Origin of the sequence: Sedimentitalea arenosa, assembly GCF_016428585.1 — a bacterium.
GTDB lineage: Bacteria > Pseudomonadota > Alphaproteobacteria > Rhodobacterales > Rhodobacteraceae > Sedimentitalea > Sedimentitalea arenosa.
The window spans coordinates 104754-126930 of record NZ_JAELVR010000007.1; the positions used below are offsets into that span (position 1 = coordinate 104754).

21 protein-coding genes, 1 tRNA gene and 1 pseudogene are annotated in these 22177 nt (G+C 62.3%); 17 read left to right on the plus strand and 6 right to left on the minus strand.

The genetic code is table 11. The features are described 5' to 3' along the window. Positions 1-2: 2 nt before the first annotated feature. On the minus strand, positions 3-755 hold the full coding sequence (gene ubiE, locus JF290_RS11280; protein ID WP_199024987.1) for a bifunctional demethylmenaquinone methyltransferase/2-methoxy-6-polyprenyl-1,4-benzoquinol methylase UbiE: 753 nt from the start codon (positions 753-755) through the stop codon (positions 3-5). Positions 756-841: 86 nt separating this feature from the next. On the opposite strand from ubiE, the gene mutM reads away from it, so the two are divergent. The 7 genes from mutM (at position 842) to gyrB (ending at position 9918) form a co-directional block, all read left to right on the plus strand. Continuing rightward, positions 842-1693 carry a bifunctional DNA-formamidopyrimidine glycosylase/DNA-(apurinic or apyrimidinic site) lyase gene (gene mutM / locus JF290_RS11285; RefSeq protein WP_199024988.1) on the plus strand — a complete coding sequence of 284 codons (852 nt, stop codon included), beginning with the start codon at positions 842-844 and terminating at the stop codon, positions 1691-1693. Between the two features lie 64 nt (positions 1694-1757). Beyond that, positions 1758-2534: an enoyl-CoA hydratase gene (locus tag JF290_RS11290; RefSeq protein ID WP_199024989.1), complete on the plus strand. Its 777-nt coding sequence runs from the start codon at positions 1758-1760 to the stop codon at positions 2532-2534. A gap of 173 nt (positions 2535-2707) precedes the next feature. Further along, complete coding sequence (rpsT, locus tag JF290_RS11295) at positions 2708-2971, plus strand: 30S ribosomal protein S20 (protein ID WP_199024990.1); 264 nt, start codon at positions 2708-2710, stop codon at positions 2969-2971. A gap of 552 nt (positions 2972-3523) precedes the next feature. After that, positions 3524-4891, plus strand: coding sequence for a chromosomal replication initiator protein DnaA (gene dnaA / locus JF290_RS11300; protein WP_199024991.1), 1368 nt, complete (start codon positions 3524-3526; stop codon positions 4889-4891). Positions 4892-5114: 223 nt separating this feature from the next. After that, positions 5115-6233, plus strand: coding sequence for a DNA polymerase III subunit beta (gene dnaN, locus JF290_RS11305; RefSeq protein WP_199024992.1), 1119 nt, complete (start codon positions 5115-5117; stop codon positions 6231-6233). 59 nt (positions 6234-6292) lie between these two features. Next, positions 6293-7387, plus strand: a complete 1095-nt coding sequence (gene recF, locus JF290_RS11310; protein WP_199024993.1) for a DNA replication/repair protein RecF — start codon at positions 6293-6295, stop codon at positions 7385-7387. A 113-nt stretch (positions 7388-7500) separates the two neighbouring features. After that, entirely contained in the window at positions 7501-9918 is a 2418-nt protein-coding gene (gene gyrB / locus JF290_RS11315; RefSeq protein ID WP_199024994.1) for a DNA topoisomerase (ATP-hydrolyzing) subunit B, read from the plus strand. 174 nt (positions 9919-10092) lie between these two features. Here the strand turns inward: gyrB and JF290_RS11320 are convergent, their stop codons facing one another. After that, on the minus strand, positions 10093-10638 hold the full coding sequence (locus JF290_RS11320; protein ID WP_199025135.1) for a hypothetical protein: 546 nt from the start codon (positions 10636-10638) through the stop codon (positions 10093-10095). A gap of 238 nt (positions 10639-10876) precedes the next feature. On the opposite strand from JF290_RS11320, the gene JF290_RS11325 reads away from it, so the two are divergent. Further along, complete coding sequence (locus JF290_RS11325) at positions 10877-11164, plus strand: sll1863 family stress response protein (protein ID WP_199024995.1); 288 nt, start codon at positions 10877-10879, stop codon at positions 11162-11164. A gap of 179 nt (positions 11165-11343) precedes the next feature. Here JF290_RS11325 and JF290_RS11330 read toward each other — a convergent pair whose 3' ends face one another. Then, positions 11344-12696, minus strand: a complete 1353-nt coding sequence (locus JF290_RS11330) for a glutamine synthetase family protein (RefSeq protein WP_233155297.1) — start codon at positions 12694-12696, stop codon at positions 11344-11346. A gap of 237 nt (positions 12697-12933) precedes the next feature. On the opposite strand from JF290_RS11330, the gene JF290_RS11335 reads away from it, so the two are divergent. The 8 genes from JF290_RS11335 (at position 12934) to JF290_RS11370 (ending at position 20392) form a co-directional block, all read left to right on the plus strand. Next, complete coding sequence (locus JF290_RS11335) at positions 12934-13992, plus strand: extracellular solute-binding protein (RefSeq protein WP_199024996.1); 1059 nt, start codon at positions 12934-12936, stop codon at positions 13990-13992. A gap of 62 nt (positions 13993-14054) precedes the next feature. Next, positions 14055-15149, plus strand: a complete 1095-nt coding sequence (locus JF290_RS11340; RefSeq protein ID WP_199024997.1) for an ABC transporter ATP-binding protein — start codon at positions 14055-14057, stop codon at positions 15147-15149. A 4-nt stretch (positions 15150-15153) separates the two neighbouring features. Further along, the gene (locus JF290_RS11345; RefSeq protein WP_199024998.1) at positions 15154-16011 is read left to right on the plus strand and encodes an ABC transporter permease; all 858 of its coding nucleotides are present in this window, start codon (positions 15154-15156) and stop codon (positions 16009-16011) included. After that, positions 16008-16859 carry an ABC transporter permease gene (locus tag JF290_RS11350; protein ID WP_199024999.1) on the plus strand — a complete coding sequence of 284 codons (852 nt, stop codon included), beginning with the start codon at positions 16008-16010 and terminating at the stop codon, positions 16857-16859. Before JF290_RS11345 ends, JF290_RS11350 begins: the two co-directional genes overlap by 4 nt. 78 nt (positions 16860-16937) lie before the next feature. Continuing rightward, on the plus strand, positions 16938-18461 hold the full coding sequence (locus JF290_RS11355; protein ID WP_199025000.1) for an FAD-binding domain-containing protein: 1524 nt from the start codon (positions 16938-16940) through the stop codon (positions 18459-18461). Positions 18462-18463: 2 nt separating this feature from the next. Continuing rightward, a complete protein-coding gene (locus tag JF290_RS11360) occupies positions 18464-18595 on the plus strand; it encodes a DUF2256 domain-containing protein (RefSeq protein ID WP_199025126.1) in 132 nt (43 codons plus the stop codon). Continuing rightward, positions 18592-19842, plus strand: coding sequence for an FAD-binding domain-containing protein (locus tag JF290_RS11365; RefSeq protein ID WP_199025001.1), 1251 nt, complete (start codon positions 18592-18594; stop codon positions 19840-19842). Before JF290_RS11360 ends, JF290_RS11365 begins: the two co-directional genes overlap by 4 nt. A gap of 121 nt (positions 19843-19963) precedes the next feature. Continuing rightward, positions 19964-20392: a PACE efflux transporter gene (locus JF290_RS11370; RefSeq protein ID WP_199025002.1), complete on the plus strand. Its 429-nt coding sequence runs from the start codon at positions 19964-19966 to the stop codon at positions 20390-20392. A gap of 33 nt (positions 20393-20425) precedes the next feature. On the opposite strand, the pseudogene JF290_RS11375 reads toward JF290_RS11370, so the two are convergent. Then, positions 20426-20650: pseudogene (locus JF290_RS11375) on the minus strand (hypothetical protein); the annotation flags it as partial. 29 nt (positions 20651-20679) lie between these two features. On the opposite strand from JF290_RS11375, the gene JF290_RS11380 reads away from it, so the two are divergent. Beyond that, complete coding sequence (locus JF290_RS11380; protein WP_233155288.1) at positions 20680-20835, plus strand: type I restriction enzyme endonuclease domain-containing protein; 156 nt, start codon at positions 20680-20682, stop codon at positions 20833-20835. A gap of 236 nt (positions 20836-21071) precedes the next feature. Here the strand turns inward: JF290_RS11380 and JF290_RS11385 are convergent. Continuing rightward, positions 21072-21148: transfer RNA gene (locus JF290_RS11385), tRNA-Pro, on the minus strand. A 49-nt stretch (positions 21149-21197) separates the two neighbouring features. After that, positions 21198-22166 carry a DMT family transporter gene (locus tag JF290_RS11390; RefSeq protein ID WP_199025003.1) on the minus strand — a complete coding sequence of 323 codons (969 nt, stop codon included), beginning with the start codon at positions 22164-22166 and terminating at the stop codon, positions 21198-21200. Between the last annotated feature and the right edge of the window lie 11 nt (positions 22167-22177).

The window sequence follows — 22177 nt, forward strand, 5'->3', positions numbered from 1 at the left end:
CGTCAGATCTTCCAGCCGGAATGCAGCGCCGCGATGCCCATGCTCAGATTGCGATATCCGGCATTCTCGAAACCGGCCTCGCGCACCATGCCGAGAAAGGTCTCCTGGTCCGGAAAGTTGCGGATCGACTCAACAAGATACTGATAGCTGTCGCGATCCCCGGCGATCGCCTGCCCCATGCGGGGTATGACGTTGAAACTGTAGAGATCATAGAGCTTCTGCAGTCCTTCGTTGGGCAGTTGGCTGAACTCCAGAACCATCAAACGCCCGCCCGGACGCAGGACCCGAAAGGCCTCGTCCAAGGCCTTCTGCGGCCGGGTCACGTTCCGGATTCCGAAGCTGATCGTGTAGACATCGAAACTGTTGTCGGCGAAAGGAAGTGCCATGGCGTCACCGACGATCCAATCGAGACTGTCGGCCATGTGGGCGGCCTCGGCGCGCTTGCGCCCTTCCACCAGCATCGGTTCAGTAAGGTCCAGCACGGTTGCATGGCCCGAACCTGCTCGCTTGAGAAACCGGAAGGAGATATCCCCTGTGCCGCCGGCCACATCCAGCAGCTTCTGGCCGGGACGCGGTGCGAGCCAGTCCATCATCGCATCCTTCCACAGCCGGTGAATGCCGACGCTCATCACGTCATTCATCACGTCGTATTTCGATGCAACGGAGTTGAACACACCTCTCACCCGTCCGGCCTTTTCGCCTTCGGGAATGGTTTGCGACCCAAAATGGGTGGTCTTGTCGGTCTCGTCGGTCATGAGGACTTGTCGCCTTGCAGTTTCGCCCTTGTTATAGGGCGCTGTGGGTCAGGCACAATGCGGCCCCTTGGACAGGACATGCACCGATGCCGGAATTGCCAGAGGTCGAGACCGTACGCCGCGGGTTGGCGCCCGTCATGGTCGGGCAGCGCATCGCCCTGGCCGAGGTCAACCGCCCGGACCTGCGCTGGCCCTTTCCGCCTGATATGGCCGACCGTCTGACCGGGCGCCGCGTTTTGGGGCTGAGGCGACGGTCGAAATACATTCTCGCCGACCTCGACAGCGGCGAAACGCTGTTGGTTCACCTCGGCATGTCCGGCCGCATGACCGTGTCGGGGGATCCGCTCGGTCGGTTCGTCCACGATCATCCCGCCAAAGCCCCGCATGACCATGTGGTGCTGAACATGGAAAGCGGCGCGCGCATCACCTTCAACGACCCGCGCCGCTTTGGAGCAATGGACCTGATGGACACCGCCCACGCGGACGATCACAAACTCCTCGCCGTGCTGGGCCCCGAGCCGCTGGGCAACGACTTTCATGAGACCCACCTCGTCGCGGCCTTTCGCGGCCGTCGCAGCCCCGTCAAGTCCGTTCTTCTGGACCAGAAGACCGTGGCGGGGCTGGGCAATATCTATGTCTGCGAGGCGCTTTTTCGGGCGCGCATATCGCCGCGTCGCCACGCTGGCCGTATAGCGGAAGCCCGCGTGGCAGGCCTGGTCCCGATCATCCGGCGCGTCCTGCAGGATGCGATCGACGCGGGCGGATCATCGCTACGCGACTTCCGGCAGGCGGATGGCGAACTGGGCTATTTCCAGCATTCCTTCGACGTGTACGGACGCGAGAACGCGCCTTGCCGTACCCCCGGCTGCACATCGAATGTCCGCCGGATCGTTCAATCCGGACGCTCGACCTTCTATTGTTCGCACTGCCAAAGATGACTTGAACCGCTGCCGTCTCATGGTAAGGGTTCGCACCTGAACGGAACAACCGAAAGCAGATTCCATGGCATTTGAGACGATCAACGTCGAAGTCGAAGACCACGTGGCCCTGATCAAGTTGAACCGTCCCGACGCGTTGAACGCGTTGAACACTCAACTTTTGAGCGAGCTCTGCCAGGCTCTCGAAGAAGCGGACGCCAACGACAAGGCCCGATGCATCGTGATCACCGGATCGGAAAAGGCCTTTGCGGCTGGCGCGGACATCAAGGAGATGTCCACCATGGGCTTCGGAGAAGTGTTCACGATCAATCTCTTCGCGGACGCCAGCGACCGAATCGCGAAGATCCGCAAACCGATCATCGCCGCAGTGGCGGGATATGCGCTCGGCGGGGGCTGCGAACTGGCGATGGCGTGCGATTTCATCATCGCTGCGGACACCGCCAAGTTTGGCCAGCCCGAAATCAACCTTGGGGTGATCGCTGGAATGGGCGGAACCCAGCGACTGACCCGTTTCGTCGGTAAATCCAAATCCATGGACATGAACCTCACCGGGCGCTTCATGACGGCCGAGGAAGCCGAGCGTTCCGGACTGGTCAGCCGGGTCGTTCCGGCCAAAAAGCTCATGGAAGAAGCCATGGGCGCGGCACAGAAGATCGCCGAGAAATCCATGATGACGGTGATGGCCGCCAAGGAGGCGGTGAACCGCAGCTATGAGGTCACGCTGTCCGAAGGCATTCTGTTCGAGCGCCGCGTGTTCCACTCGATGTTCGCGACCGAGGACCAGAAGGAAGGCATGGCCGCGTTCCTTGAAAAGCGCAGCCCGCAGTTCCGCGACAAGTAGCACCCTGGCACGAGCCAAGTTTGCGGTTGGCAATGTCCGCGAACTTGGCTAAACGGGCCGCCATACATGCGCGTGCGGCCCGCTTGGCTAGAATCATACCGATGGATACTCCCTCGGTTCGGGTTGGCATTGCGCTGCTGAAATGAACACAACTCGAACGAAGGTCAGATACCATGGCAAATTCGCCGCAATCCAAGAAACGCGCCCGCCAGAACGAAGCCCGCTTTGCCGTGAACAAGGCACGGCGGTCGCGGATCCGCACATTCCTGCGCAAGGTCGAGGAAGCCATCGCTTCCGGTGACAAAAATGCCGCAGCCGACGCCCTTCGCGCAGCCCAGCCTGAGCTGATGCGCGGCGTCACCAAGGGCGTCTTTCACAAGAACACGGCGTCTCGGAAAATGTCGCGCCTGGCGGCACGGGTCAAAGCGCTCGGCTGATACGCACATCCAGGGTGTCAAAAACCCTGTTTTCAAAAGGCGTTGCCCCGGCAGCGCCTTTTTTTGTTGGCTTTGCCGTATGCGCGCCGGCAACACCGCCGATAGATTCTTTGCGCCGGAAACGTGAGTCAACACTAGAGTTTCGTTGCCGCTTCCCCCCCAAAATTGCTACCACATATCTAGCGATTCACTAGCTTGGGGGGACAGGCGCCGATCGCTCCGGCCTGACGGGCATCAGGCCGCGAGGGATAGTGCGTGTCGATCAGTTCGGCTGCCATACCAACTGTTCGGTCTGCTGCGTTCTTCGGTATTCCATACCGCTGTGCAGCCCTGTCGTAACATGAGTGTGTAACGGTGACGTGTCAGTCCGCTTGCCAGTTTGCAGGCATCGGACCGCTGTCACCCTCTGTACTGCGGCGCTGATTTCAAGCGCAGGCGGTGCCGTCTCTCGGGGCGGTACACACTTGACGTGCGACGTGAGTCCTGCCGGGCACAGCCCGGCCAACGAACGGGACAGGCCGCAAGGTCAGAATGGGATGTACGAGGCGCTGCATGACACAAGAAAAATGGGGGCAACTCCGACAGAGGCTTTTGAAGACGGTAGGGCAGAACAACTATACCACCTGGATAGAACCGCTTGAATTCGAGCACCTCGAAGACGGCGTCGCGACGTTCAGCGTTCCGACGAACTTCATGGGCAACTATGTCAGCCAGAACTTCGCCGACCTCATTCTCTACGAACTGAACACGGCAGGCGCCAAGGTTCAGCGGGTTTCTTTTCAGGTCGCCGCGAATACCTCCAAGCGCCCCAGCCCGCGCGTGGTTTCATCCAAGGCCGACGAGTCGGTCGAACAGGCGACGACGACACCACTCGACGCACTGCAGGCCGCCCCGCTCGATGCCCGGTTCACTTTTGACAGCTTCGTCGTCGGCAAGCCGAACGAGCTGGCGCATGCCGCAGCGCGCCGCGTCAGCGAGGGTGGCCCGGTCACCTTCAATCCGCTCGTGCTCTATGGCGGCGTCGGGCTCGGCAAGACCCATTTGATGCACGCCATCGCCTGGGAATTGCGCGCCCGCAAACCCGACCTGAACGTGCTCTACCTGTCCGCCGAACAGTTCATGTATCGCTTCGTGCAAGCGCTGCGCGAGCGCAAGATGATGGACTTCAAGGTGCTGTTCCGCTCGGTCGACGTGCTGATGGTGGACGACGTCCAGTTCATTGCCGGCAAGGACAGCACGCAGGAAGAGTTTTTCCATACGTTCAATGCGCTGGTCGACCAGAACAAGCAGATCATCATCTCGGCCGATCGTGCGCCGGGCGAGATCAAGGATCTCGAGGAGCGGGTCAAGTCGCGCCTGCAATGCGGTCTGGTCGTCGATCTGCATCCGACCGACTATGAATTGCGGCTCGGCATCCTGCAGACCAAGGTGCAGCAGTATCGCGGTTCTTATCCAGGGCTCGAAATCGCGGACGGCGTGCTTGAGTTCCTCGCTCAGAGGATCTCGACCAACGTGCGCGTTCTGGAAGGCGCGCTGACACGGCTTTTCGCCTTCGCGTCGCTTGTCGGGCGCGAGATCGACATGGAGCTGACGCAAGATTGCCTGGCCGATGTGCTGCGCGCCTCCGAACGCAAGATCACGGTCGAGGAGATCCAGCGCCGTGTGTCGGAATACTACAACATCCGCCTCAGCGACATGATCGGACCCAAGCGCCTGCGCTCCTACGCGCGTCCCCGGCAAGTGGCGATGTATCTTGCCAAGCAGCTGACGAGCCGCAGCCTTCCCGAGATCGGGCGGCGTTTCGGCGGGCGCGACCACACCACGGTGATGCACGGCGTGAAGCGTATCGAGGAACTGAAGCTGATCGATGGGCAGATCGCCGAGGATGTCGAGATGCTGCGCCGCGCGCTCGAAGCCTGACCGCGGCGCGATCCTGAACGGAACGGACAAGGGGCGTCGATCGGGCGCCCCTGGTCATGTGCGCTCAAATCCATCCCTGATTGCGCCGATGCCATAGTGGCACGCTGCCTGTTCCGGGCCTCTTGACGCCCGAATCATTCCGCAGGACAAATTGACAAAAAACTTGTGCGGACCGGGCAAACCGCTACGTTGCCCTTCCCGGCCCAACAGAGGATCGAATGACATGAAGATCAGCATAGAACGCGGCGCATTGCTCAAGGCCGTGTCGCAGGCGCAGTCGGTCGTGGAGCGCCGCAACACGATCCCGATCCTCGCCAATGTCCTGATCGAAGCCGAGGGCGACAAGGTGCAGTTCCGCGCCACCGATCTGGATATCGAAGTCGTGGACAAGGCACCCGCCCAAGTCGAGCGCGCCGGGGCCACCACGGTCGCCGCGACAACGTTGCACGAGATCGTGCGCAAGCTGCCCGACGGGGCGCTGGTAACGTTGACGGCCGACAATGTCGCAGGGCGTCTGACGGTCGAGGCCGGCCGCTCGAACTTTTCGCTGGCGACGCTGCCCAAGGAAGATTTCCCCGTAATGGCGTCTTCGGAGTACGAGTCCAACTTCTCGGCCCCCGCCGCTGTTTTGCGGCGGCTGTTCGACAAGTCGAAATTCGCGATCTCGACTGAAGAAACTCGCTATTACCTGAACGGGGTCTATTTGCATGTCGCCGACGCAGATGGCGGCAAGGTGCTGCGCTGTGTCGCCACCGACGGGCACCGCCTCGCCCGGATCGATGCCGACTTGCCCGAAGGCGCGGCGGACATGCCCGGCGTGATCGTACCACGCAAGACGGTCGGCGAATTGCGCAAATTGCTGGACGATGACGACCTCGCCATCGCAGTGTCGGTCAGTGAGACGAAGATACGGTTCGCGACGCCCGACATCACCCTGACCTCCAAGGTCATCGACGGCACATTTCCGGACTACACCCGCGTCATTCCGCAAGGCAACACGCGGCGGCTGGAAGTCGACGCGAGCGAATTCGCCCAGGCTGTCGACCGGGTGGCAACCGTGTCGTCGGAACGCTCGCGCGCGGTCAAGATGCAGCTTGACGAGGACAGGCTGATCCTGTCCGTCAACGCGCCCGACAGCGGCGCCGCCGAAGAGGAACTGGCCGTCGCTTACGGCGATGAACGGCTCGAAATCGGATTCAACGCCAAGTACCTGCTGGAAATCGCCAGCCAGGTCGATCGCGAGAACGCCGTATTCATGTTCAACTCGGCCGGCGATCCGACCCTGATGCGCGAAGGCAATGATCAGAGCGCGATCTACGTCGTCATGCCGATGCGCGTCTGACGGCACCGCTTGCGACCGGCGGAGACACGTTCGATCAGGATCAGCGGGGCCACCACTGGATGTACTTGTCCGACCTGACCCTGTCTCACTTCCGTTCCCACAAGACCGCACGACTGGCCAGCGACGGTCGGCCCGTGGCGATCTTCGGCGCCAACGGGGCCGGCAAGACCAACATACTCGAGGCGGTGTCGCTGTTCTCGCCCGGTCGTGGCCTGCGCCGCGCCAGCGCCGAAGACATGGCCCGCCGCCCCGAAGCGCTCGGCTGGAAGATCACGGCACATCTCCAGGGTGGCGGCCATCTGCACGTGATCGAACTCTGGTCCGAAAACGGTGCCGCCCGACAAACCCGGATCGATGGCAAACCCGCGAGCCAACTCGCTTTGGGACGGATCGCCCGCGTGCTCTGGCTGATCCCCGCGATGGACCGGCTCTGGATAGAAGGTGCCGACGGGCGGCGGCGGTTCCTGGACCGCATGACACTGAGCTTCGCGCCCTCGCATGCCGAAGCGACGCTGACCTATGAAAAGGCGATGCGCGAGCGCAATCGTCTGCTCAAGGACCAGGTGCGCGACTCGGCCTGGTATGGCGCGATCGAGGCCCAGATGGCGCGCACGGGGCACGAGATCCACGTGGCGCGCAAGCGTACCCTCGCGCTGCTGACCGAGGCCCAGACCCGGGCCGAAACCGCCTTCCCGACGGCCGAACTCGACCTGGTGCAGACCGACGGAGAAATGCCCGAGACCGAAGCCGACCTGCGCGAGGCCCTGGCCGAAAGCCGGTTTCGAGACCTGGCTGCAGGGCGCACCCTGGTCGGCCCGCATCGCGCGGACCTCTACGGGGTCTATGCGGCCAAGGCGGTGCCGGCGCGGGATTGCTCGACCGGTGAACAGAAGGCGCTTCTGGTCTCGCTCATCCTCGCCAACGCGCGCGCATTGGCCGAGCAGATCGGCGCCGCTCCGATCCTGCTTTTGGACGAGGTTGCCGCCCATCTCGACGCGCAGCGCCGTGCCGCACTTTATGACGAAATCTGCGCGCTCGGCGCCCAAGCCTGGATGACGGCGACCGACCGCGACCTGTTCCAGAGCCTCGGCGACCGGGCCCGATACCTGACGGTGACGGACCGCGACGGACTGTCCGAAGTCACCGAAATCTGAACGGGTTCCCGGTCGGGAGCGAGACCCGCAATCCGGCCACAAAATATGGGCAATTGCGTGACATCCCCCGCAATAAGTCGTATGTAACGGTCAGAAAAACAAGGAAATGACTGATGTCCGACGACGCGAAGGTGCCCGAAGAGTACGGCGCGGATTCCATCAAGGTTCTCAAAGGCTTGGAGGCCGTCCGTAAACGCCCCGGAATGTATATCGGGGACACGGACGATGGCTCGGGCCTGCACCACATGGTGTACGAGGTCGTGGACAACGGGATCGACGAAGCGCTCGCCGGTCACGCCGACGCGGTGACCGTCACGATCCATGCGGATTCAAGCGTTTCCGTCAGCGACAATGGGCGCGGCATCCCCGTCGGCATCCACGAGGAAGAGGGCGTTTCCGCGGCCGAGGTCATCATGACCCAGCTTCATGCGGGCGGCAAATTCGACAGCAACTCCTACAAGGTCTCGGGCGGCCTGCACGGAGTCGGCGTGTCGGTGGTCAACGCGCTCTCGGTCTGGCTGGAACTGCGCATCTGGCGCGACGGCAAGGAACACTACGCGCGCTTCGAGCACGGCGATACCGTCGAACACCTGCGGGTCGTCGGCGATGCGAACGGACGGACCGGGACCGAAGTGCGCTTTCTCGCCTCGACCGACACGTTTTCCAACCTCGACTACTCCTTCGAGATTCTCGAACGCCGCCTTCGCGAACTGGCGTTCCTCAATTCCGGAGTGCGGATCATCCTGATCGACGAACGACCGGTCGAACCCCTGCGCAGCGAGCTCTTCTACGAGGGCGGCGTACGCGAATTCGTCAAGTATCTCGACCGCTCCAAGAGCTCGATCATGGAAGAGCCGATCTTCATCACCGGCGAGCGTGACGACATCGGGATCGAGGTCGCGATGTGGTGGAACGACAGCTACCATGAAACCGTGCTCCCTTTCACGAACAACATCCCGCAGCGCGACGGCGGCACCCACATGGCCGGGTTTCGCGGCGCTCTGACCCGCACCATCAACGGCTATGCACAGTCCAGCGGAATCGCCAAGAAGGAGAAGATCAGCTTCACCGGCGACGACGCGCGCGAGGGACTGACCTGCGTGCTGTCGGTCAAGGTGCCCGATCCGAAGTTCAGCTCGCAGACCAAGGACAAGCTGGTCAGTTCCGAGGTGCGGCCCGCGGTCGAGGGATTGGTCACCGAAAAGCTGGCCGAGTGGTTCGAGGAAAACCCGATCCAGGCGAAGATCATCGTCGGCAAGATCATCGAGGCCGCGCTGGCCCGCGAAGCGGCGCGCAAGGCCCGGGAACTGACCCGGCGCAAGACCGCGATGGATGTGAACTTCCTTGCCGGCAAGCTCAAGGACTGCTCGGAAAAGGACCCGGCCAAGACAGAGCTGTTCCTCGTCGAGGGTGACAGCGCCGGGGGCTCGGCCCAGACCGGGCGCGACCGCCAGACGCAGGCGATCCTGCCGCTCAAGGGCAAGATTCTGAACGTGGAGCGCGCGCGATTCGACAGAATGCTGTCGAGCCAGGAGATCGGCAACCTGGTGATGGCGCTCGGCACCGGGATCGGACGGGACGAGTTCGACATCTCCAAGTTGCGCTACCACAAGATCGTCATCATGACGGATGCCGATGTGGACGGCGCGCATATCCGGACGCTTCTTCTGACGTTCTTTTATCGCCAGATGCCCGAGTTGATCGAAAACGGCTATCTCTACATCGCACAGCCGCCGCTGTACAAGGTCAGCCGTGGCAAGTCCGAGACCTACCTCAAGGACCAGGTCGAGATGGACAACTACCTGATCCATCAGGGGGTCGACGGTGCGCTGTTGCGGTTGGGATCGGGTGAAGAGATCGCCGGCCAGGATCTGCTGCGCGTGGTCGAGGAGGCCCGGCAGCTGAAACGCGTGCTGGACGCCTTCCCGACCCACTATCCGCGCCACATCCTCGAACAGGCCGCGATCGCCGGCGCCTTTGTTCCCGGGGTGGTCGATGCCGACCTGCAGGGCGTGGCGGACAAGGTCGCGGCTCGCCTCGACCTGATCGCTCTGGAATACGAACGCGGCTGGCAAGGCAGGATCACCCAGGATCATGGCATCCGGCTGGCCCGCATCCTGCGCGGCGTTGAAGAGGTGCGCACGCTGGATGGTCCGATGCTGCGCTCGGGCGAAGCACGCAAGACCGGCAGCTTCACCAAGAGCCTGCAGGACACCTATGCCACACCGGCACAGCTGGTGCGCAAGGATCGCAGCCTGACGATCTACGGTCCGCTCGGGCTGCTCGGGGCGATCCTCGAGGAAGGTGAAAAGGGCCTGTCGCTCCAGCGCTACAAAGGTCTCGGAGAAATGAACCCGGACCAGCTGTGGGAAACGACGCTCGATCCGGACGCGCGTACATTGCTGCAGGTCAAGGTGGACGACATGGTCGAAGCCGACGACCTCTTCACCAAGCTGATGGGCGACGTCGTCGAACCGCGCCGCGAGTTCATCCAGAAGAACGCGCTGAGCGTCGAGAATCTGGACTTCTGAAGCTGTCGTAGGGACGCGCACAAAGCTGCACGCACCGCAAAAGTCTGCATGAATCGCCCATAATATTGCACGGTTTCTCGTTATCGGTGTGCTTTCTGCGAGCCCTCGACCTATAGATTCTCGCAAGAGGCGGGCAACTCGGAGTTGCCGGCGGAGATTTGCCCTGCTTGATGATTAACGGCTTCTGCGCGTCCAAAAACCTTCGATGCCGTCATGTGCTTCGGCTCCTGGTCGGACCATGAGGTTCATCTGGTGGTTCATGACCAAGACTGAGGTGCCCCTAGATTTGCAGACGCTTCGCCGCCTAACTTTAAGGCGAAAGATGTCGATCCCTGCATATTCCAGCCCTTCTGGCCAGATCTGATGACAGTGCAGGGCGACGAATTGCCCATCGGCAATCGCGCGTTTCACCTCGACCCGCTCGCTATCTGGAGATCGGCGCAGATGCAGACACGTCATGGAGCCCAGCGATCTGTACGGCTCCTGCAAATCCCCCTTGATCGACTTCACCGGCTTCGCAGCCCACTCGATGACATGGTCCGAGAGGGCGGCCCGCCGCGCTTCGAGCAGGGCTGCGTGGATGGTCTCATTCATGGGCACGATCGCACGCCCCTTTCTCAAGCCGTCTCCGGTGCGGAGGTTGATCTGGCGCGGCGTGAAATCCACCCTGCCCCAGGTCAACTCCAGAATGGCAGGAACCCGGCCTGCGGTCGTCAGCATGAGGAGAGTCGCGAGCCGGATGTGAGGCATCGCTTCTGCTTCGAGCGGCCTCTCGACCTCGCGACGCGTCAGGTAGCGCTCCTTGGGAGTTGGAGTGCCGGGCAATTCAACGTCATCTGAGAAGGGCGAGCTTGAGAGAAGTCTCCATTTCTTTCGCTCCCCGCTCCACACCCTTACCCAAGGTCATTTTCCTGCTACACTGTGCGAATATGAAGCCTCAACAACTGGGAGTAAGTCGATGATTGATCGCGATGCGTATGTCGAAAAGGTGAAGGCGACTATCGATGAATGGAACGCCGAGATCGACAAGCTGCAGGCGAATGCCCAGAAGGCCCAAGCCGATGCCAAGATCGAATACGAGAAACAGCTTGCCGAAATGAGAAAGCAACGTGATGAGGCAGAGGCGAAGATGAAGCAGGCGCAACAGGCATCCGACGCCGCCTGGGACGACATGAGCAAGGGTTTTCAGGCCGCCTGGGAAAACCTGTCGCAATCGTTCCAGACCGCGATGAACCGGTTCAAGTAGCCGAACGCGCCGCGCAGACCGAAGGCAGTAGAACCCTTCTGGGCTGCTCGGTGATCGGAACGGCCAGCCGGCGTCATATCGCTCGTTCCGGCTGGCCCTTGGCGATTGCGCATGCAGTCCCAGGTTCGATCTATGGCCACGGCTTGATGTGAAGCCTTCATGAGCCGACTTCCTTCGCCTCAGGCGCGTTCGAATCCGCGGGCGATCTCGAAATCGGTCACAGCGCGTTCGAACTCCTCGATCTCCCACTCCGCCGCGCGGCAGTAGTGGTCGATCACTTCGTCACCCATCGCCGCGCGCAGCATGTCTGATCGGCGAAACCGGTCGAGCGCTGCCGGGAGACTGGCCGGGATCTCGCCGGCCTGGGCCGCATCATAGACGTCGCCGGTGGTCGGACGGGCCAGGTCGAGTTCGCCGTCCATCCCTGCGAGGCCGGCAGCCAGCAGCGCCGCAAGGGCGAGATAGGGGTTCATGTCCGAGCCCGGGATCCGGCACTCGACCCTTACAGCCTGAGTTGCCGCGCCGCACAAGCGGAAGCCGGCGGTGCGGTTGTCCACGGACCAGACCGTCTTGGTGGGAGCGAATGTCGCCTTGGCAAAGCGCTTGTAGCTGTTGACGTAGGGGGCGAGGAACAGCGTGATTTCGGGTGCGAAGCGGATCAATCCGGCCATGTAGTGGCGCATTTCCCGGGACATGCCGAAGTCTCCCTCGGGATCGGCAAAGGCATTCTGTCCATTCCGCCACAGCGATTGGTGCACGTGCGCTGAACTTCCCACACGCGCCGGGTGCCATTTTGCCATGAAGCTCGCTGCATGGCCGTGCCGATCGGCGATTTCCTTGGTGGCGTGCTTGGCAATCGTGTGGTGATCGGCGGTATCGAGCGCCGTGGCATAGCGGATGTTCAGCTCCTCCTGACCGGACTCGGCCTCTCCCTTGGAGTTCTCGACCGGGATGCCCGCCGCCCAGAGATGGTTGCGCAAGGGCTGCATCACGTGCTCCTCGCGGCTGGTTTGAAGGATGCTGTAATCCTCGTTGAAGCGACTGATCGGGACCAACTCGCGATAGCCGGTGCGGGCGATCTCGGCAAAAGACTTTTCGAACAGGAAGAATTCCAGTTCTGTGGCCATGATCGGGGTCAGGCCTCGGTCCTCGCAACGCGCGATCTGCCGTTTCAGCACCGCTCGGGGGGAATGGGCGACCGGTTCGTGAGTGTGATGGTCCAGAACGTCGCAAAGCACCATGACCGTTCCGTTCAGCCAGGTCAGCGGACGGATCGTGTCGAGGTCGGGTCGCAGGGTGTAGTCTCCATAGCCCTTTTGCCAACTTGTGCTGGCATAGCCGTCCGGTGTCGCCATCTCGAGATCGGTAGCGAGCAGGTAGTTGCAGCAATGCGTCTCCTCCCAGGCGGTGGCGACGAAATGCTGTGCGACGAAGCGTTTGCCCATCAGGCGACCCTGCATGTCGACCATGCAGACCAGCACCGTATCTACCGTTCCCGCGTCAACGGCGGCCTTCAACTCTTGAAATGTCATCAGTCCCACGGTGCTGTCTCCGTCCTGTCTCTTGCGTCGCGTTCTCCCGTGCTTACCCGAGGATCGCCGGCCAGGGTAGGGGGCCTGCCGCACCACGGTTGACAGGCCGGACGAATTGCGGCCTTGTTTGACCAAAGGATCAAAAATCAGAACAGGGTGGCGCGTGCGTCGCAAAACTGTTTCACGACGCTGGCAGGTGTCGGGCCGTGATTTCAAGAGACAAAACAGGGGACTGACATGAAACAAGCACTGATCATCGGCACCGCGCTGGGCCTATCGCTGGCCGGCCTGGCCCAAGCCGACACGCTGCGACTGCTGACCTGGGGCGGCTACGCGCCCGAGAACGTCATCGAGATGTTCGAGAAAGAGACAGGACATACGGTCGAGGTGACCATGTCCAACAATGAGGAAATGATCGCCAAGCTGCGCGCCACTGGCGGCGGCGGGTTCGATCTCGCCCAGCCGAGCCAGGACCGCATCGCTGGACCGCAGGCCGAATTCGGCATCTACAAGCCGATCGACCTGTCGCGGATCGATGCGTCGCTGTTCATCCCGTCGATGCTGGAAGCGACAAAGATCAACACCACCGTCGACGGCGCGGTCTATGGCGTGCCGCATGTCTGGGGCACCAGCGGGCTGGTGCTCGACACGTCCAAGGCCGAAATGGTCAAGGACTATACCGATCTCTGCAACCCGGACCTCGCCGGCAACGTGTCCTATCGCCTGAAACGCCCGACGCTGATCGGCTTTGCTTTTGCCATGGGGATGGATCCCTTCGCGGCCTATGGCGACCCGGCAGCCTATACCGAGATCATGGATCAGGTCGAAGCCAAGCTGATCGAGTGCAAGCCGGTCGTGAAAACCTATTGGGGTGGCGGAGACGAGTTGATGGGTCTGCTGCGTTCGGGCGAGGTGACCGCGTCCATGGCCTGGGACACCGGCGGCTGGAAGCTGAACGGCGACAATCCCGACATCACGTTCGTTGCACCGGCGTCGGGTGCGCTGGGGTGGATCGACACCTTCGTTCTGCCGGCCAAGGGCAAGGCGGACGACGCGGCCTATGACTGGATCAATTTCGTGATGCGCCCCGAAGTGTCGGCGATGATCACCGAGGCAGCGGGCAACTTCACCGCCTCCAAGGGTGCGGATGAATTCGCGTCCGAAGAGTTGAAAGCGCGGTTCCAGGCCAGCTTCCCGCCCGAGGCGATCGACAATATCAAATGGTATCCGCCGGTGCCCGCCGGGCTGGAAGCCATCGAGGGTGGTATCCTGGACCGGGTCAAGGCTGCCAACTGATCAACCTGAACTGTCTGCGGCATCCGCTTTGCGCGGGTGCCGCTTGCATTGAAAGATCCTGCATGACGCCTGATCTCGACTGCCGATCCCTGACGAAACGCTTCGGCGACATGGTTGCCGTGCGCGATGTGTCGTTTTCCGTTCCGCCGGGAAGTTTCTTCTCGATCCTCGGCCCGTCGGGCTGTGGCAAGACCACGATCATGCGGATGATCGCAGGGTTCCTCGAGCCGAGCGGCGGCGACATCCTGATCAAGGGGCGGTCGATGCTGAACGTTCCGCCCAACAAGCGCCCGGTCAACATGGTGTTCCAGCACCTGGCGCTGTTCCCCATGATGAACGTCGCCGACAATATCGGTTATGGCCTGCGCCGCGCCGGTCTGAAGAAGCCCGAGATCACCCGCAAGGTCGGTGAAGTGCTCGACAGGATCGGCCTGCCGGGGATCGAAACGCGCAAGGTGGATGAGCTTTCCGGCGGACAGAAACAGCGCGTTGCCATTGCGCGCTGCATGGTGCTGGAACCCGACGTTCTGTTGCTGGACGAACCGCTGGGCGCGTTGGATCTGAAACTGCGCGAGCGCATGAAGATCGAACTGAAATCCTTGCAGGCCGCGTTTGACACCACGTTCGTCTATATCACCCATGACCAGTCCGAGGCCCTGGTGATGTCCGACCAGATCGCGGTGATGAACGCCGGCGTGTTCGAACAGGTCGGCAGCGCGCGCGATCTCTATTATCGGCCGCAAACCGCCTTTGTCGCGGGCTTTGTCGGCGACAGCAACCGCTGGACCGGGACGGTCGAACAGACCGATGGGGCAGATGTCGCGCTGCGCACGGCAGAGGGGTTGCTGATCCGCAGCCGCAGCGACGCGCAGGTGTTGAAACCGGGCGACCGGGCCGAGATCTTCCTGCGCCCCGAAGCGATCCGGGTGGCGCGAGACGCCGCCGACCTGGCGCAGTTCGACAATCATGTCAGTGGAGTGGTCAGCAGCCTGCTGTTCAACGGCGCGGCCAGCCGCATCCTCGTGCGCGACGAGGTCGGCGAGGAAATCGAGGTCACGCTGCCGCAATCGGGCGAATTCGCGACCCTGACCAAGGGCGCACCGGTGCAGATCGGCTGGTCGGGCGATCAGACGGCCTGTTTCGCGCGGCGGGGCTGACGTGATGCGCGCGCAAGCCCGGCTGGGGTTCATCCTCCTTCTGACGCCGCTGCTCTTGTGGCTGAGCCTGCTGATCCTGATCCCTCATGTGGACATGGCGCTGCTGTCCCTGCGCGAACGGGTCGGGGTGGGCGAATACGCCGTCAGCTTTGCCAACTACGGCACGTTTTTCGGCGAACCGCTCTACATGCGAACCTTCCTGCGCACGGCGACGATGTCCGTTCTCGCGACGTTGATCACCCTCATCATCGCCTTCCCGGTCGCCTATTACATCGCCAAGATCGCCAAGGGACGCACGCAATCGGCGCTGTTTCTCTTGTGTCTCGTGCCGTTCTGGGTGTCGGAACTGGTGCGCACCTTCGGCTGGATGATCCTGTTGCGCGAAACCGGGGTGTTTTCGAACCTGCTGCAATGGACAGGGCTGGCGACCGGGCCGGTCGAGATGCTCTATAACGACGCGGCGATCATGGTCGGGCTGGTCTATACCTCGATGCTGTTCATGGTGGTGCCGCTGGTCACGACGCTGGAAAGCCTTGACGATGCGGTGATCGAGGCGGGCTACGACCTGGGCGGATCGGGTTTCAGCGTGCTGCGCGAGATCATCATCCCACACGCCATGCCGGGGATCGTGTCCGGCAGCATCGTTGTCTTCATGCTGTCCTTGGGTAACTACCTGACGCCGACGATGCTGGGCGGCAAGGACAGCCTGTGGTTCACCGAGCTGATCTATTCGCAGTTCATCGTGCGCTTCAACTGGGAACTGGGTGCCGCCTTCGGATTCATGCTGCTGATCCTGTCATCCTTCATTGTCTGGGCCACGTTGCGCCTGACCGGGCAGACGTTGGAAAGGACGATGGGATGATCCCGTCGATCCCCCAACCCCGCGGGCTGCGCATGGCCTATACGGCCTATATCGTGCTGTTCTTTGTCTATCTCGCCCTGCCGCTGGCGGTGGTCGCGGTGTTCGCGTTCAACGACAGCCAGTTTCCGTCGCTGCCTTGGGAGGGCTTCACCTGGAACTGGTTCTTCGGCGAAGACCGCCCGATGATCGGGGTGTTTCACGAACGCCCGATCCTGCGCGCGATTGGCACCTCGGCTTTCGTTGGGTTCTGCGTGGCGGTGCTGTCGGTCGCCGTCGGCACCACCAACGCCTTTCTGTTCAACCGTTACCAATTTCGTGGGCGCGGGTTGCTTTACGTTCTGATGCTGTTGCCTTTGGTCATTCCCGGCATCGTGCTGGGCATTTCGATCCTGGTCTTTTCCTCGACCGTGGCGAACGAGCTTTGGGATGCCGTCGAGTATGACGCCGAAATCCTGCGCCCCGGCCTGGCTCTGGTGATCCTTGGGCAGTTCTCTTTCATCACCACCATCGCGACGCTGGTCATCTCCGCGCGCTTGCAGAAATTTGACCAGAGCCTTGAGGAGGCGGCGTTGAACCTCGGTGCAGACCGACTGACGGCAGTGCGTACGATCACCATTCCGTTTCTCATGCCGGCGATCATCGGTGCAGTCGTCGTGGCGTTCCTGATGAGTTTCGAGAATTTCAACACCACGTTGATGCTGGTCGGCTCGGACGCGCCCCTGACCATCGCCATGTTCGACCGCCTCAAGGAAGGCTCGACGCCGCTCTTGAACGCGGTATCGCTCCTCTTGATGGTCGGCTCTTCGCTGCTGGCGCTGGTGATGATCGCCTTTCAGCGCAAGGCGTGACGCGCGTCCGACAGATAGGTGAGATCCGGGGAAAACGCCCTATGTCCTGTCCGACGGGACGGACAGGGCAACGGCACAGTGCATCTATTCTGGTTCAAACGCGACCTGAGAGTTGAGGACAACCGCGCGCTGGCCCGCGCGGCCCAGGACGGAGCGGCACCGCTGTTCATCCTGGAACCCGAGCTCTGGCAGCAACCCGATATGGCGGGCCGCCACTTCGAGTTCATGCGCGAGTCGCTTGCCGAGCTACGCACCAGCCTCGGGCGTCTCGGCCAGCCGCTGATCGTGCGGACGGGCGATGCCATCGAGGTGTTGGAAGAGCTGAACCGGCAGGTTGCGATGGATGCGCTCTGGTCGCACCAGGAAACCGGCAACGACTGGACCTATCGCCGGGATCTCCGGGTCGCGGCCTGGTGCCGGGAGCGGGGCATTCCGTGGCATGAATTCCAGAACCACGGCGTGACGCGTGGCCTGAAATCCCGAAACGGCTGGGCGCGCGACTGGGATCGGTTCATGGCCGAACCTGTGACAATGGCCCCGGCACTGCGGCCAGTCGACTTGGAGATCGGGACGCTCCCCGATGCCAGCGATCTCGGACTCGCGCCCGATCCGTGTGCCGAGCGGCAGGCCGGTGGGCGTGCGGCGGGGCTCCAACGTCTCGACAGTTTCCTGACCACACGTGGACGCCCCTATCGAAGGGCGATGTCCTCTCCGGTGGCTGGTGCGACCGCCTGTTCGCGTCTGTCTCCGCACCTTGCCTGGGGCACGCTGTCGATTCGCGAGGTCACCCAGGCGACCTGGACGCGGCAGCGCGCGCTGAAAGCGGCGTCGAAAGCCGATCCCACGTGGCGCGGGGCGTTGAGCTCGTTTTCCGGGCGGCTCCACTGGCATTGCCATTTCATCCAGAAGCTCGAGGACGAGCCGCGCATCGAGTTCGAGAACTTCCATCGCGCCTATGACGGAATCCGGCCCTCCGCGCCCGATCAGGATCGGGTGGCGGCCTGGGCCGCTGGCGAAACCGGGTTGCCTTTCGTCGATGCCTGCATGCGGTCGTTGCGCGCAACCGGCTGGTTGAACTTTCGCATGCGGGCCATGGTCATAGCGACGGCCAGCTATCACCTGTGGCTGGACTGGCGCGCGCCGGGGCTGGAACTGGCGCGGCTGTTCACTGACTACGAACCGGGCATCCACTGGAGCCAAGTGCAGATGCAGTCCGGAACGACCGGCATCAACACGGTTCGGATCTACAATCCGGTCAAGCAGGGGCTCGATCAGGATCCGACCGGCACCTTCACACGACGCTGGGTGCCCGAACTGGCAGACATCCCGGACCGATGGCTGCAGGAACCGTGGAAGGCTGAAAACGCGGCGCAGATCATCGGGCGGAGCTATCCAGCGCCGATCGTGGATCACCGCGAGGCCGCGCGGACCGCGCGGGAGCGCATCTGGGCCGTTCGGCGCGGGGCGGATTATGGCGCCGAGGCCACGGCGATTCAGCACCGCCATGGCAGCCGGAGGGGTGACGTCCGTCGCCGTCCGGCCCGCAAGAAATCGGCAACAGAGGCGCAGCTTGAACTGCCCCTGACGGGAGAAACGACGTGAAGATGAGGAAAAAATCCGACCTTCCAGCAAAGATCTGCGCCACCTGTGGACGCCCGTTCACATGGCGGCGCAAATGGGCGAAGGACTGGGAGACGGTGCGGTATTGCTCCAAACGGTGCAGTGCGGGCCGATGAGTGGGCAGCAGAACCTGCCGCTGCCCGACGCGCAGAACGAGCCCGTGCGGTTCGTGCCGACCCGTGCGGCCGGGCTTGCGCGACTTGACCGTTTCGTGTCGCGGGCCGGGCGGCACTACACCGGGCTGCGCAACTATGACCTTGGCCCAGATCAGCGCTCGAACGTGTCGGCCCTGTCGCCGTGGATCCGTCATCGGGTGATCACCGAGGAGGAGGTGCTGCGCGCGACCCTTGCACGGCACAGCCCGTCGGCGGCTGACAAGTTCATCCAGGAGGTGTTCTGGCGCAGCTATTTCAAGGGCTGGCTCGAGCAGCACCCGAGCGTCTGGGCCGGCTATCTCGCCGACCTCGACGATCTGCTGGCCGACCTAGAGAGCGACGACTGGCTGGCGAAAGGCTATCGCGCTGCGACCGTTGGCGAAACCGGGATCGAGGGTTTCGATGACTGGTCGCGCGAACTGGTCGAAACCGGGTACCTGCACAATCACGCGCGGATGTGGTTCGCCTCGATCTGGATCTTCACGCTGCGGCTGCCCTGGCAACTGGGAGCCGATTTCTTCCTGCGGCACCTGCTGGATGGCGACCCCGCATCCAACACACTGAGCTGGCGCTGGGTTGCGGGTCTGCATACGAAGGGCAAGGCCTATCAGGCGCGTGTGTCCAATATCGCGAAATACACACGCGAGCGGTTCCGCCCGAAACACTACCTTGCCAGTGAAATCAGGCCACTTGAGGAAGACGCGCACCATCCCCGTGTTCCGCTGCCCGGGGCCGATCCACTTCCTGAAGGTTCCTTTCTGCTGCTTCTGACCGAAGATGATTGTAGTATCGCTCAGACTCTGCCACGTCCGCCTGCCGCGGTGCTTGGGCTTCTGGCAAGCAACGGGCGCTCGCCGCTGGGCGTCAGCGCGAAGGTTTCCGAATTTGCCCATGGTGCGGTTGACGACGCGCTGTCCCAATCGGGCGGTGATATCATCGGTTTGACCGGGGAAGCCGACTGGTCCGGGCCAATCCTGCGCGCGGCGGCGCAGGCGGGCGTTCGGTCGATTGTCATCGGACATCCCCCGATCGGTCCGGTCGCGACTCGTTTCGCGCAGGCACGCGGCGAGATCGAGAGGGCGGGGCTCCGGATCCATGCGGTACGGCGGGACTACGATTCGGCGGCATGGCCACATGCAACGCGTGGCTTCTTCGCACTCAAGAAGAAGATACCCGCACTCCTGCGCGACATCGGGTTATCAGGCTGACGCGACCCCTGAGGCCTTGAAAATCCCCGCAGGCTTCTCCATTTTCGCGACGCGCGAGGACGACCTCGCCGGACCCATCGGTCAACAGGCGGGACGGCCCGATCAAGTACGGAGTCCCTTCATGCGCAGTACCGCAGATCGTATTCGCCAGGCCTTCAGCTTTGAAATCATCGGTCTTCTGATCGTCACACCTCTCTTCGCTTGGATTTTTGGTCATCCGATCGCGGAGATCGGTGTTCTTGCCCTGATTGGCGCGACTGCGGCGACGGGTTGGAACTATGCGTTCAACCTTGTTTTCGATCATGCCGTGCGCCGATGGCGCGGCACTCCGCACAAGTCCTTCGCATTGCGCGTTGCGCATGCCGTGCTGTTCGAAACGACCCTGCTGATCATCTTGCTGCCGATCTTTGCCTGGTGGCTGCAGGTATCCCTTCTGACGGCGCTGGTGATGGACCTGTCCTTCGCCGGCTTCTACATGATCTATACTTTTGTGTTCACTTGGGCCTATGACACGCTGTTCCCGCCGCGTGAGCGGCTTTGTTCAACATGACCGGCGCGCGCGGCGGGACCTGGCATGAAAGCCTCAGCCGTGGCGCAAGGAGGCGGCTATCTTGGCCTGAAAGCGCAAACCAAGATACTGGATGATCAGTCCCGGTAATTGGTGGATCGGATTGACGATGAACCTGTCGGGCTCTGAACTCCAGACTTTGCTGACATATTCACAGGGCGTGAGATCGCTGAGGGTCTTGAGCCTTCGAGCGAATTTGTAGGCAGCCATGAAGTCCACGAGATGGGTGCGGATCTGAGCGTCTCGCCGACGCCGAAGAGGAGGTTCTGTTGGAAGTCGTCTCGTGGCAACGCGAAGACGTCAGAGCGAAGGTGAGAGTCGCGGTCAAGAGAATTCTGCGCCGATATGGTTACCCTCCCGATCTTCAAGCCGAAGCAGTCAAACTTGTTATCAAACAAGCTGAGGCATTGGCGAAGGCTTTCTAAGTGCCGACCACGCGGACTTCGCCGCTAGTCGCCAGAACGAACTTTGGAAAGCAATTCGAAGTCCTAGAAAGGGCGACGGACCGGATATGGATGCCCGGGGTCGCCGCACTATTGAGGGCTGCAATTCTTCCGCTATCGTCGATCTTTTCGGCGTTGCGGCACCGCCTCAAGGTTCAATGAACCTGCGCGCCCTATCTCAAACAAAAAAAGCGCCGCAGAGGACGCCCTATTTTTGTTGGTCGGAGTGAGAGGATTCGAACCTCCGGCCCCTGCCTCCCGAAGACAGTGCTCTACCAGGCTGAGCTACACTCCGACCGTTGTGGGTGCGGATTACAGACCCGCCTGCGCTTTGGCAAGCCGAATCATTTCGGTCGTTTCAGGACATTGAGAAAGGCCCCGACGCGCAGGCCTGAGATCAGACCGATGCGGGTTTTCGTCTCGAGCACGGGCGTCGTGCGGGACGCGCGTCCGCTGGCCTCGCGATGCAGGATGTAGATGCCGCTGGCGATGATGATGGCCGCGCCGACATAGGTCGGCAGGTCGGGATACTCGCCGAAGATCAGCGCGCCGAATACCGCTGCCCATAGAATCTGGGAATACTGCATCGGCGCGACCACGATCGCGGTTCCGCGCCGATAGGCGGCGATCAGGCAGGACATCGCGATGAGCACAAGAACCGAGACCACAGCCAATGCGCCAAGGTCGACCAGCGGCATCGGGCGATAAACCACCGGCAGCGCCAGCGCCATCAGCACGAAGCTGGTCAGCATCGGGTAGAGGATCATCAGCACCGGGCGCTCCTCCTGGCCGATCTTGCGCACCACGATCGCGTTGAACGCGCCCGCCACTGCCGAAACCATCGCGGCGATATGGCCGGGCCCGAGCGCCTCGCCGCCGGGGCGCAGCACCACCACGACGCCGATCAGACCGACCACCACGGCCAGGCCACGCCGCAGTCGCACGGTTTCGCCCAGAATCGGCACCGCGAGTATGGTGATCAGCAGGGGAGCCGCGAAGAGGATCGCGTAGACCTGCGCCAATGGCAGAACCGAGAAGGCGTAGAAGGCGCACACCCCGGCGGTGACACCCGAGACGCTCCGCAGCAGCATCCACCAGGGATGCACCGGGCGCAGGGTCCCGGGCTTGCTGTCCCGGATCAGCAGCACGGTGATCATCGGAAAGCTGAAGAGCGAGCTGAAGAACACGATCTGGAAGGGGGAATAGATCCCGCCCAGATACTTGATCACCACATCATGGGTCGAAAAGATCGCAAAGGCCGCCAGACCGAACAGCGCGCCGGAAAGATTGGCGGAGCGGGCCGAAGCGGTCATGGACCGGTGCC